11 protein-coding genes and 1 other RNA gene are annotated in these 12,791 nt (G+C 50.0%); all 12 read right to left on the minus strand.

Going from position 1 to position 12,791, the window contains the following annotated elements; translation table 11 throughout:
- Positions 1 to 5 precede the first annotated feature (5 nt).
- The gene (gene murG / locus AC3CIC_RS14200) at positions 6 to 1,076 is read right to left on the minus strand and encodes an undecaprenyldiphospho-muramoylpentapeptide beta-N-acetylglucosaminyltransferase (protein WP_488514913.1); all 1,071 of its coding nucleotides are present in this window, start codon (positions 1,074 to 1,076) and stop codon (positions 6 to 8) included.
- Positions 1,048 to 2,259 (minus strand): cell division protein FtsW, encoded by a 1,212-nt coding sequence (gene ftsW / locus AC3CIC_RS14205; RefSeq protein WP_016960750.1) that lies wholly within the window; start codon positions 2,257 to 2,259, stop codon positions 1,048 to 1,050. The genes murG and ftsW overlap by 29 nt, the downstream gene beginning before the upstream one ends.
- The gene (gene murD, locus AC3CIC_RS14210) at positions 2,256 to 3,599 is read right to left on the minus strand and encodes a UDP-N-acetylmuramoyl-L-alanine--D-glutamate ligase (protein WP_488514914.1); all 1,344 of its coding nucleotides are present in this window, start codon (positions 3,597 to 3,599) and stop codon (positions 2,256 to 2,258) included. Before murD ends, ftsW begins: the two co-directional genes overlap by 4 nt.
- The gene (gene mraY, locus AC3CIC_RS14215; protein ID WP_016960752.1) at positions 3,600 to 4,682 is read right to left on the minus strand and encodes a phospho-N-acetylmuramoyl-pentapeptide-transferase; all 1,083 of its coding nucleotides are present in this window, start codon (positions 4,680 to 4,682) and stop codon (positions 3,600 to 3,602) included. It abuts the gene before it with no gap.
- Positions 4,676 to 6,037 carry a UDP-N-acetylmuramoyl-tripeptide--D-alanyl-D-alanine ligase gene (locus tag AC3CIC_RS14220; protein WP_488514915.1) on the minus strand — a complete coding sequence of 454 codons (1,362 nt, stop codon included), beginning with the start codon at positions 6,035 to 6,037 and terminating at the stop codon, positions 4,676 to 4,678. The genes mraY and AC3CIC_RS14220 overlap by 7 nt, the downstream gene beginning before the upstream one ends.
- Positions 6,034 to 7,521, minus strand: coding sequence for a UDP-N-acetylmuramoyl-L-alanyl-D-glutamate--2,6-diaminopimelate ligase (gene murE / locus AC3CIC_RS14225; protein ID WP_488514916.1), 1,488 nt, complete (start codon positions 7,519 to 7,521; stop codon positions 6,034 to 6,036). Before murE ends, AC3CIC_RS14220 begins: the two co-directional genes overlap by 4 nt.
- Positions 7,521 to 9,272: a peptidoglycan glycosyltransferase FtsI gene (gene ftsI / locus AC3CIC_RS14230; protein WP_488514917.1), complete on the minus strand. Its 1,752-nt coding sequence runs from the start codon at positions 9,270 to 9,272 to the stop codon at positions 7,521 to 7,523. The genes murE and ftsI overlap by 1 nt, the downstream gene beginning before the upstream one ends.
- Positions 9,272 to 9,583 carry a cell division protein FtsL gene (ftsL, locus tag AC3CIC_RS14235; protein WP_488514918.1) on the minus strand — a complete coding sequence of 104 codons (312 nt, stop codon included), beginning with the start codon at positions 9,581 to 9,583 and terminating at the stop codon, positions 9,272 to 9,274. Before ftsL ends, ftsI begins: the two co-directional genes overlap by 1 nt.
- Positions 9,583 to 10,536, minus strand: coding sequence for a 16S rRNA (cytosine(1402)-N(4))-methyltransferase RsmH (rsmH, locus tag AC3CIC_RS14240; RefSeq protein WP_017005090.1), 954 nt, complete (start codon positions 10,534 to 10,536; stop codon positions 9,583 to 9,585). The genes ftsL and rsmH overlap by 1 nt, the downstream gene beginning before the upstream one ends.
- 12 nt (positions 10,537 to 10,548) lie before the next feature.
- Positions 10,549 to 11,007, minus strand: a complete 459-nt coding sequence (gene mraZ, locus AC3CIC_RS14245) for a division/cell wall cluster transcriptional repressor MraZ (protein WP_016960758.1) — start codon at positions 11,005 to 11,007, stop codon at positions 10,549 to 10,551.
- 328 nt (positions 11,008 to 11,335) lie between these two features.
- An RNA gene (gene rnpB / locus AC3CIC_RS14250) (RNase P RNA component class A) lies at positions 11,336 to 11,734 on the minus strand.
- Positions 11,735 to 11,880: 146 nt separating this feature from the next.
- Complete coding sequence (gene rsmI / locus AC3CIC_RS14255; protein WP_016960760.1) at positions 11,881 to 12,741, minus strand: 16S rRNA (cytidine(1402)-2'-O)-methyltransferase; 861 nt, start codon at positions 12,739 to 12,741, stop codon at positions 11,881 to 11,883.
- Positions 12,742 to 12,791 lie beyond the last annotated feature (50 nt).

A 12,791-nucleotide genomic window follows, 5' to 3' on the forward strand; every position in this document is an offset into this window, starting at 1 on the left:
TTCTCTTATTTCGCTACGTCTTTGATGACTGATGCAACTCGCGTGGCAGCATCGGTAATCGCTGCTTGTTTTGCCGAACGCGCCATCGTCATCAACGACTGTGAATCTAGGTTTTCCAATACCGTCGCCAGCTTTTCAGCGGTCAATTCCGGCTGCTCAATCATGATGGCTGCGCCACCTTGGACTAAATGCTCTGCGTTCAATGCTTGTTGGCGATCTTGGTGCTGAAACGGAACAAAAATCGCAGGGACACCGGCGGCGGCCACTTCTGAAACAGTTAACGCTCCAGATCGGCAAATCAGGATGTCCGCCCAATGATAAGCTTCTGCAACGTCGTCAATAAACTCAGTAACGTCAGTGTTAGCGACGCTTGCGTGACTAAACCGCTCTGCGGTGTCCGCTTGATTACCTTTACCCGCTTGATGGCGAATAACCACATCGCGTTTGAGCAATGCTAATGCCGCTGGCACGGTGTGGTTAAGAATACGTGCGCCTTGGCTACCGCCCATCACCAACACGTTAAGCGGCGTGCCATCCTGATAAGCCTTAGGGGCAGGCAACTCGCAAACATCTTTTCTTACTGGGTTTCCGACCACATCAGCATGAGGAAATGCGCCCGGAAAAGCCTGCAATACGCGCGTGGCAATCTTTGCTAGCCATTGGTTGGTTAATCCCGCCACGGCATTTTGCTCATGCAACACAACAGGAACACCGCTTAACCAAGCAGCCAAACCTCCAGGTCCACTCACATATCCGCCCATGCCAAGAACAGCATCTGGTTGCCACTTCTTGATATGTTTTCGCGCTTGAATAACGGCATTCAGTACCATCCAGGGGGCGAGAAGTTTACGCGTAAAGCCTGAGCCACGCAGCCCTTTTACTTCAATAAAGTCGATCTCGATGCCATGTTTCGGCACCAGATCCGCTTCCATTCTATCCGCTGTCCCTAACCAGCGGATTTCCCAACCTTGTTGCTGCAATTCACTGGCCACCGCAAGCCCTGGGAATACATGACCACCAGTTCCGCCGGCCATCACTAATAATCGTTTATGCTTTTGTTCGTTTTCGTTTTTCATGAGTCACAATTCGTTGGTGCGCTTGAGAGGTCTCTAGCCGGTATTCATGGTCAATACGAAGAAGAATAGCGACCGCTGTCGACATAATAAATAAACTGGAACCGCCATAACTGACCAGCGGCAAGGTCAAACCTTTGGTGGGCATAATGCCAGCCGCTGCACCGACATTGACGAGAGCTTGAAACGCAAACCAGATCCCAATACCAAAGGCGAGGAACCCACCGAAAAGCTGGTTACTTTCAAGGCAGCGTTTACCAATAAACAAGGCGCGAAATACCAGCCCAAAAACCATCAAAAGTACAGCAACCACGCCGACCAAACCTAACTCTTCAGCCAAAACGGCAATAACAAAGTCGGTGTGCGCTTCAGGTAAATATTCGAGTTTTTGAATCGAATTACCCAACCCCTGGCCCCACCAATCTCCACGACCAAAGGCCATTAAAGATTGCGTCAACTGATAGCCGCTCCCAAAAGGGTCTTGCCATGGGTCTAAAAATGAAGTGACACGCGCAACACGGTATGGCTCTGCGATGATCAGTAGACCGACTAGCCCCAAACCGCTAAATAGCAGAACACCAAACTGCCATAGCTTGGCACCAGCGATAAACAACATGCCAACAGTCGTGACAAACATTACCACCACGGAGCCCAAATCAGGCTGAATCAGTAAGAGGCCGGCAATGATCACCAGCACTGCCAGTGGCTTCAAAAAGCCCATCACGCTCTCTCTCACCTCGCCATGGCGACGTACCAGGTAACCTGCCATAAACAGGAACAGTGACAGTTTCGCCACTTCTGCGGGTTGTAAGTTGATCACACCCAATGGCAACCAACGCACTGCGCCGTTAACAGAGCGGCCAACCACTAATACCGCGACGAGCAATACCAGTGAGATAAACAGCATTGGCACGCTGAATTGTTGCCAGCGAGTAAGCGGAATTTGCAAGGCGATCGCGGCAATGGCCAACGCACCGACTAAATAAATCCCTTGTCGCATAGCAAAGTAGAACGGCTGATCAACCAGACGTGTTGAAACTGGGATAGAGGCAGATGAGACCATGATCAGGCCCACCATCATTAAACCAAACGAGAGCCAAACGATATATCTGTCGTACAAAGCAGTGGGCGATGGTCGCGATAACCAGCGCAAGACATGCATGTCTTCCCACTTCATGCTCGTCATTCGGAAGCCGTCTCCAAGGCGCTATGTGCAGTAATAGCTTGTGCATAGGCCGCGAACGTCTCTCCGCGCACCATAAAATTAGTAAATTGATCGAAGCTAGCACACGCTGGCGATAGCAATACCATGTCTCCTGACTTCGCGGTTTGTGCGGCAATATCCATGGCTTGCTGCATGGTGTCGACGACAACAGGTGTCTCGACCAACCCTGCAAATGCTTGTCCATCGCGGCCATAGCAATACAAGGTGACATCAAGCGCTGCTAGTACAGGTTGTAGTGATGAAAACTCTGCCCCTTTACCATCGCCGCCAACAAGAAGATGCAGCTTACCTGGCAATTGCAGCCCATCTAATGCCGCTAGCGTGCTGGCTGGATTGGTAGCCTTTGAATCGTTGACCCACAAAATGCCGTTATGTTCCAACACTTGCTGACAACGGTGAGGCAAGCCACAGTATTCGCGCATCGCCTGACATTGTGCGTCTCGCGCAATGCCAACAGAATCTGCCAACGCCATCGCAGCAAGGCAATTGGCAACGTTATGGCGCCCCACTAAGGCAATGTCAAACACTGCCATCACTGGTTCACCTTTTGCGGTTAACCACTCGTTACCTTCTTTCAAGGTAAGTGTGTAATCCCCTTGCGAGAAACCAAAGCTTTCAGAGTATTTATCTTCAAGTGCTTTGGTTTGCAGATCGTCATGATTCCACAGTGCCAGTTGGGTTTGATCAAAAATGCGCAGCTTGGCCTGTCGGTAATCTTCCATGCCGTCATAGCGATCCATATGATCTTCTGACAGGTTCAAAAACACGGCAGAAGCCATATCTAACGACGACGTGGTTTCTAACTGGAAGCTTGATAATTCGAGTACGTAAAGCGCGTGGTCATATGCCAGCATATCGAGCGCAGCAAAACCGATGTTGCCACCCACACCGACGTTAACACCCGCGGCCTTGGCCATTTCACCCAAAAGACTCGTGACCGTGCTTTTTCCGTTTGAACCGGTAATACCGATCACTGGTGCGGCAACATCACGAGCAAACAGCTCGATATCACCGACAATCTCGATGCCTTTTTGCGCAGCGGCTTTCAGCTCAGGCGTTGCTAACGCAATGCCTGGGCTGGCGACGATCAAATCAGCATTGAGTAGCCAATCCATGTTCCAGCCGCCCGCATGAAGCGCCACGTTTTGCGGCAACTTGTCTGCGCCTGGAGCCGCATCTCGCGTATCAATCACACTGATCATCGCGCCATCATTTTTAGCGACAAGATGATTCACAACAGAGAGCCCGGTCATACCAAGCCCTATCACCACAATGTGCTTGTTCGCGGCGTCTGTCTTCATTTAACGCACCTTCAAGGTTGCAAGGCCGATGAGTACCAGCATCAAGGTAATGATCCAAAAACGGACAATCACACGCGGTTCAGGCCAGCCTTTCAGCTCGTAGTGATGGTGGATAGGTGCCATGCGGAAAATACGCTGTCCGCGCAGTTTGTAAGAACCGACCTGCAAAATCACAGACAAGGTCTCCATAACAAACACACCGCCCATGATCACCAGCAAGAATTCTTGACGCACCAATACAGCAATCGTGCCTAATGCACCACCCAACGCCAATGAGCCGACATCGCCCATGAAGACTTGTGCTGGGTAAGTGTTGAACCATAAAAAGCCAAGACCCGCCCCAACAATGGCGGCACACACCACCACCAGCTCGCCCGCGTCTTTGATATAAGGAATATGCAGATATTCGGCAAAGTTGACGTTGCCCGTTGCCCAAGCAATGAATGCGAAACCACTTGCTACCATGACGGTCGGCATGATGGCCAAGCCATCAAGGCCATCAGTGAGGTTAACGGCGTTACTGGTACCAACAATCACGAAGTAAGTGAACACGACATAGAACAAGCCAAGCTGAGGCATGATGTCTTTGAAGAAAGGCACCACCAACTGCGTAGCGGCAGTATCTTTACCATGGGCATACAGCGCGAAAGCGACAATCAGCGCAATGGCGGATTGCCAAAAGTACTTCCAACGCGCAATAAGTCCGTCAGTGTTCTTGCGCACCACTTTACGATAATCATCCACAAAGCCGATAGCACCGTAACCCAAGGTCACAAACAGCACGGCCCACACATACGGATTGGATAAATCGGCCCAAAGCAGCACAGTCACAGTTATGGCAGTTAAGATCATTAACCCACCCATTGTCGGTGTGCCACGTTTACTGAAGTGAGATTCAGGGCCTTCGTTACGAACAACCTGACCGATTTGCAGCATCTGCAAACGGGCAATCAAGCGCGGCCCCATCCAAAGTGACATCACTAAGGCGGTTAACACGCTTAAGATGGCGCGAAACGTCAGGTAATCAAACAGTCGGAAAAACGGTATGTGCTGGGCAAGAATGTCCGATAGCCAATCTAGCATGACGCTGTCTCCTCGATAGCTGCGACGACTTCTGACATTTTCATTCCGTTGGCCCCTTTGACCAAAACAGATACTTCACGTTTTGTTTTCATGAGTTCTACTACATGCGCTATCAGTGCGCTTTTATTATCAAAATGCTGTCCACCACAACGCTCGCTAATCGCGGCGCTGGCGGGTCCATATGTGAGTAAGGTTTGAATCGACGCCTGACTGAGATGCTCTGCCACTTCCTGATGCACAGCATCAGAGTGCTCTCCCATCTCACCCATATCTGCCAAGACGATCACCTTGTCGCCGTCAAAACCATCCAGTAAATCAACGGCGGCTTTCATCGCAGCAAGGCTTGCGTTGTAGCTATCGTCAATGAGACGAAGTCCAGGGCGCGGGAAGCTTATCGCGCCACGTCCCTTCACAGGCGACACAGATGCGAGACCGCGCGCCACATCGTCCATGGTAATGCCATCAACATTCAGCGCTGTCATTGCCGCCAAGACCGCATTCGCGACATTATGCGCACCAGGCAAGTTAACAAATAGTGGAGAAACAACGCCTTGTGCGACTAAATCAAACTGATAACAACCGTTTTCAGCCTGTTGAATATTCTCTGCGCGATAGTCAGCATCTTTACCCGCCACTGTCATGGTAAGTACTTGCTTACTTTTCAGCACGGCGTCCCAAGAATGCCCACCACAACTATCAAGGTTCACGATAGCAAGAGCGCCATCGGCCAATCCTTCAAAGATTTCGCCTTTGGCTTGTGCCACGCCTTCCAACGAGCCAAACCCTTCAAGGTGAGCTGCCGCAAGGTTAGTCACCATGGCAATATCTGGTTGTGCCAGTTGCGTGGTGTAGGCAATTTCACCGATATGATTTGCCCCTAATTCCATGACAGCAAAATCGTCGAAAGGTGTTAAACGAAGCAAGGTTAATGGCACGCCGATATCATTGTTAAAATTGCCAGCGGTATACAGGGTTTGCCCCTTTTGCGACAAAATAGCCGCCAGCATTTCTTTGACCGTGGTTTTGCCACAGCTGCCTGTCAGTGCGATGGTTTTCACATCACATTGAGCCTTTACCCACGCACCGAGCTGACCTAAAGCCAACTTGGTATCATTCACCACCAGCTGTGGTAACTCTGACGCAACAGGCGTGGAAACCAGCAGTGCTGAGGCACCATTGGCTTCTGCAGTATCAACAAAATCGTGTGCATCGAAACGCTCACCGACCAGCGCCACAAAAAGTGCGCCTTGACCCAGTGTGCGCGTATCGGTTGATACGGCATTGATGACGACGTCTTCACCTTTTAGGTCAGCCTGTAAAACAGACTGCAATGTCTGAAGTGAAACCGGGATCATCCCTTTACCTCCAAAAGATCGCGAACCGTTTCACGATCAGAATAATGAACCGTTCCTGATGCCAAGACTTGATAGTCTTCATGGCCTTTTCCTGCCACTAATATCACATCATCTTTTGATGCATTTTCAAAGGCATAACGGCAAGCTTCTGCGCGATCATGGAGGATAACAGCTTTCTCTGGCGAGACCATGCCCCTGAGCATCTCTGCCACGATGATTTCTGGAGATTCTGATCGCGGGTTGTCGTCAGTTAAAATAGCGACATCGGCGAGACGTTCTGCAATTTCTGCCATCATTGGGCGCTTGCCCGTGTCTCTGTCTCCACCGCAACCGAATAAGCACCACAGCTTTCCTTCACAATGGCGACGTAATGCATGAAGCGCTTTTTCAAGCGCATCGGGCGTGTGAGCATAATCAACCACTAACATAGGTTTGTCAGCGTGGTGAAAAACTTCCATACGGCCGATAACGGCTTGAAGTTGTGGGGCGACATACAGAAGCCCGGCTTTGTCATATCCCAAACCGAGCAATGTTGCCAAGCTAAGCAACAGGTTCATCACGTTGAATTCACCAACCAGTGATGCTGTGAATTCCCCTTCTCCCCACGATGAAGAGAATGCAATAGATACACCGCTGGTCGCATAGCTCACGGAGGTCAACCAAAGCTTGCGTCCTTGGTGAGTGTTCACTGCGGCTTCGGACATGGACACCGCAATCGCTTCTGGCATATTTGCCACCCAGCTCGCCCCCACAACATCATCCGCATTGATAACGGATACTGGCGTCCCATAGTGGGTAAACAGACGCAACTTGGCTTCGGCGTACGCTTCCATGGTGCCGTGGTAATCAAGGTGATCACGACTTAAATTAGTAAAAATCGCCGCATCAAAGGAAACCGCTTTCACCCGATCTTGTACTAAACCATGAGAAGACACTTCCATGGCGACATGCGTCGCGCCTTGTTGCTTGAATTGCGCCAGTTGGTGCTGAATGTCTAGCGCACTACCCGTGGTGTTTAACGCGGGCTCAAGTGATGCCAGAAAGCCATTACCCGTGGTTCCCATGACGGCAGCTTTACCGCCAAGTAAATCAATCCACTGCGCGATAAGCTGACTAATTGTCGTTTTACCGTTCGTTCCCGTGATACCAATATTCGTCAAACCATGACTAGGCGCTTGATAAAAACGCGCGGCGATATCGGAAAGCGTCGATTTCATGTGCGGAAATGCCACGACAGGCACATGACCGTTTAGCGTAATGCCAAACTGACCGCTGGTATCGCCATCATCTGCAATCACTGCAACGGCACCGGCTGCAATCGCGTTAGGAATATACTGACGTGCATCTAGGCTGTGGCCTTGAACAGCCACAAACACATCACCTGGTTGGATCTGGCGGTTATCCAGTTTCAAGCCGGTTATCTCAATGTCTGGCACAACATCAAACCACGGTGCCAAAAGTTCTTTAAAGCTGGTAATAGACATCAGTTTTGCTTGTCCGTTTTAGCAATATGTAACGAGGGTTGCTGAGCGTCTGGCGCAATGTTCAATATCTGCAGTGCGCTCTTCATTACGTCTGAAAACACAGGGGCCGCAACCTGACCACCGTAATATTTATCGCCTTGTGGTTCATTGATGACCACGACTAAGGCAATGCGGGGATCGCTGATTGGAGCAATCCCTGCGGTATATCCGATATATTCGTCGCCGTAGCCACCAGCAATCGCAACTTTTGCCGTACCCGTTTTGGCACCAACACGATACCCATTAACCGCCGCGCGTCGCGCACTGCCGCCCTCTTGAGTCACCGACTCAAGCATATCAATGACCTTTCGTGTGTTTTCCCGAGACGCGACTTGTTTACCGGGTACCACCGCTTCGGTTTTTAGAATCGATAATGGGCGATTAACACCTAAGCTACCAAGGACTGCATAAGCGCGTGCCAACTGAGCGGGCGTGATTGATAAGCCATAGCCAAATGACAAGGTGGCTCGCTCGAAATCAGACCAACGACGGCGATTTGGAAATAGACCATAGGATTCACCCACAAGGTTGACCCCAGTGGCATCACCCATGCCAAAGCTGCTGTAAATGCCCAATAAGGCTTCAACCGGCATAGAAAGGGATAATTTACTGACGCCGATATTACTGGATTTTTTCAGTATCTTACGAAGGTCGGCTTTGCCCGCTTTTGACACGTCACGCACTCGGGCTCCGCCAATGGACATGACGCCATTGCCGGTATCGATAATGGTGCTCTCATCAGCCACACCATTTTCAAGGGCAGCTAATACCACCAGCGGTTTAATGGTTGAACCGGGTTCAAAAACATCCGTAATCGCACGGTTACGCATTTTGAAGCTTTTTAGGTCAGCGCGATTGTTGGGGTTGTATGATGGCGCATTGACCATCGCCAACACTTCTCCCGTTCGCACATCAACCATAACCAATGACCCTGATGTGGCTCGATAGTCAGCAACCGCTTGTTTTATTGCGCGATAAGAAATGGCTTGGAGACGTTGGTCGATACTCAACTGTAACGGCTTGCCTTCTTCTTTGGCTTCCAGTGAAATGTTTTCAACCACGCGACCGTATCTGTCTTTGCGCACAGTTCGGCGCCCAGGCTCACCACTTAGCCAACCGTCATAACCTCGCTCAATACCTTCAAGACCGCGCCCATCGATACCCGTTACACCGACCAAATGGGCACTCACCTCTCCCGCAGGATAAAAGCGACGCGATTCATCATTCATACCGATGCCTGGCAATTTGAGTGCGGCAATGTAATTTGCCATGGCTGGGCCAACCTGACGCTGGAGATAGATAAATCGTTTTTTGCGGTTTTTTTCGATACGATCCAGCATCTTTTGACGATCAAGCCCCAGTACATCAGCAAGCGCAAACCAACGGTCTTTTTCAGCTAGCCCGCCATTTTTAAACACAGTAACAGGGTCAACATACACCGCTTCGACAGGCACACTCACCGCAAGTGACTCGTCGTTTCTGTCAGTGATCATACCGCGAGCAGAAGGAAGGGCTTTGACGCGAACTGAACGCAAATCGCCTTCATAACGAAGGCGATCGGGTTCAATAACTTGAATGTAAGCAGCGCGGGCAATGAGCGCGAACAAGGCAAGAGAAATACAGACGCAAACCGTAACGAAACGCCACTTAATCAGCGTAGGCGCTTGCTTCTTCGCTCGTTGGTTGCCTGGTTTGCTCTTTCCCTTAAACACTATTGGCTCACTATGATTTCACGTCGACTATCAGGACGGATCATATCCTGATCATTGCGTGCCATCGACTCGACACGGCTGTGTTCAGATAATGCATGTTCTTCGAGGATTTGGTTTCGCCATTCAACCTCTAGCCTTTCTCGCTCCATCAACAACTGATCTTGATGTGCAATGGTCGTCCGAGTTTGTTGAGTGACAAACACCACGGATAACGCAGAAATCAGCACCAGCAATAGCAACACCAAAGGCACCTTACCGACAGAGGTAAGATCTTGAAAAATTTGTCTGCTAAGTCCTGGTGCTCGTTCCATTAGTCACCCAATTTTTCTGCAATTCGCAATACAGAACTGCGAGAGCGTGTATTGTCTGACACTTCTCCGTCTGTTGGCTTTAAGGCCTTACCGACAGGTTTCATGCTCGCACTGCCCAAGGCTCGAATTTGCGCTTCCGTCAGAGGCAAGCCATGAGGTACTGATGGCCCTTTGCTTTGTTTTCGGATGAATTGCTTCACCAAGCGATCTTCCAACGAATGGAAGCTGATAACGGATAAGCGCCCTTCTGGTGCAAGAACATTTAATGCACCTTGCAGAGCGGTTTCAATTTCATCCAACTCACTGTTGATATAGATGCGGATAGCTTGGAAGCTTCGCGTGGCTGGATGTTTTTTCCGGTCACGAGACGGCGCGACGTTAGCGATCAGTTTCGCCAGTTGCAATGTACGTGTCAGCGGCTCTTTTTCTTCGTCTTCGCGATGCTCAACAATGGCGCGAGCGATACGCTTTGCAAAACGCTCCTCACCAAACACTTTCAACACCCAAGCAATATCGTCTGCATCCGCTTCTTGAAGCCACTGTGCGGCTGAAACACCTGACGTTGGATCCATGCGCATGTCCAAAGGGCCGTCACGCATAAAGCTGAAACCACGTTCAGCGTCATCGAGCTGCGGCGAGGACACACCAAGATCAAGCAATACGCCATTGATCTGACCACTCAAACCAAGATCTTCAATGTATTGTTGAATACCTGAAAAAGGACCTTGGATAATGTTAAAGCGAGGATCATCAATCTTGGCCGCTTCGGCGATAGCTTGTGGATCTCGATCAATACTGTAAAGGCGCGCATTCTCGCCCAAACGAGATAAAATCTCGCGAGTGTGTCCACCACGTCCAAATGTGCCGTCGACATAAATGCCGTCAGGCTTAAGGGCCAAACCCTCAATGGATTCGTGGAGAAGAACGGAAATGTGTGAAAATTGCTCTGACATAATCTTGGGTACCTAAAGCGAGAAATTGCTGAGCCTGTCACTCAACGCTTCCGCTGATTCGGCTTGAATTTGAATATCTTGGTCAATCTGTTGTTGCCATTTGTCGCTGTTCCACAACTCAAACTTATTGAGCTGCCCAACCAGCATGGCTTTTCCATCTAACCCCGCATAGTCACGAAGTGTAGGGGCAATCAGTATTCGACCCTGTCCGTCCATCTCGCACTCAAACGCATGCCCGAGCAACAAACGTTGCAATCGACGCTCTGCGGGATTGAGGCTGGATAGACGGGAAAGTTTGGCTTCAATCCGCTCCCATTCCGGTAACGGGTAAAGCAGCAGGCATGGTAACTGATGATCAATGGTGCACACAAACACGCCATCACAAAGCGCATCAAGATCTTCTCGATATCGCTTCGGCAATGCTACTCGACCTTTTACGTCGAGAGATATGGCGCTCACCCCTCTCAACATGTCACTTAATTCCCTTTCTCACCAGAATAACCCACTTTACTCCACAATTTCCCACTTAGAAGTGTAAGTATCAGGCAAAAAGAAAGTCAAGCAACCCTGTAGGGCGACACGGATCACGGTTTCGTGAACTACATTCTATTTCAACAGCTTGCCATCCATTTCGATGGTGCTGTTTTTTTAACCGCATATCATGCCGACGACAATATGGCTACTTTAGCAGTCGCTAAATCAAATTCTCCGGCATTTAAAGCTATTATTCCGATCAAGAAAATGGTTTTCCGATCTTTAAAACTAAAGAAGGCGAGCTAATGCTCGCCTTCTGGGGTATTAAGTGAGTCGGCCTGTAAGCCGGGTTCTGTACCGTAAAAAACGGTGGTAACCATTCGTCTAGGCCTGCAATCGCTCACAGGCTCAAGCAACCTACCCGTCCCCAACGCGGGCCGCGCCAATAGGGACCTATTTGGTCTTGCTCCGGGTGGAGTTTACCGTGCCACGAACTGTTGCCAGCCGCGCGGTGCGCTCTTACCGCACCCTTTCACCCTTACCTGTGCACTTTATCTCCTTGCGGAATATAAAGGCCATCGGCGGTTTGCTCTCTGTTGCACTGGTCGTAGGCTTGCGCCCCCCAGGCGTTACCTGGCACCCTGCCCTGTGGAGCCCGGACTTTCCTCCCCCCCGTCAGTCTCCCAAAGGACATCAACGAAGCAGCGGTTACCCAGCCAACTCAGGCCGCGGATTATATAGAAGTCTCTATAGCCGAGCAACCTCAAGACGCGCTTATCCGCAAATTTAAAAGCCTCAGTAAGTACATTCACCTATAAACGGCGTTTTAAACACCATTTACAGGTACAGGACTCGTTATAGCGCCTCTTACTAGTCGAGGTTTTCTAAGCCCCATTTGTACAAGGCATTCTTTTTCACGCTGTAAAGTTCTGCTGCAATCGCAGCCGCTTTTTTCAACGGCAATTCCTTCGCGATCAATGCAACAGCATTGGTTGCTTCAACAGGCAGATCATCTTTCTCTGCACGGTGACCTGCAATCAAAAGAACCATTTCGCCACGGAGGCGATTTCTATCTTCATTCAACCACGCAATCAACTCGCCCAGTGGCGCGCCATGAATGGTTTCATACGTTTTTGTCAGTTCACGTGCCAAGACCACTTGGCGATCCGCACCCAGCACGGCAAGCATGTCATCCAAGGTATCGGTAATACGATGAGGTGACTCGTAGAATATTAAGGTACGCGGATCTTGCGCAATCTCAGTAAACTTATCACGTCGCCCTTTACTCTTTGGCGGCAAGAAGCCTTCAAAGCTAAAACGATCAGAAGGTAAACCCGACGCACTTAACGCCGTGATCACCGCACAAGGACCCGGTAAGGGCACAACTTTGACACCGGCCTGACGACAACGCGTGACCAAGTGGTAACCTGGATCAGAGATCAACGGCGTACCCGCATCAGAAACCAACGCAATGGTTTGTCCACTGACCAATTTTTCTATCAGAAAATCCGCTTTTTGTTGTTCATTATGGTCATGAAGAGCAAAAGTTCGGGTCGTGATACCAAAATGGGACAGTAGTCTGCCAGTATGGCGGGTATCCTCGGCAGCGATGATGTCAACCTGCTGCAAAATTTCTAGTGCACGCTGGGTGATATCTCCCAGGTTTCCGATCGGTGTCGGCACGATATACAAAGTTGAGACGTCAACCACGGTTGAAGTTTCATCAGTCATTTGTTTCACAACCCTTCGGCGATTAATATAGAGGGCAACAAGTTACGGAC

The sequence above is a fragment of the Enterovibrio sp. QJM3NY_24 genome (genome assembly GCF_057786035.1).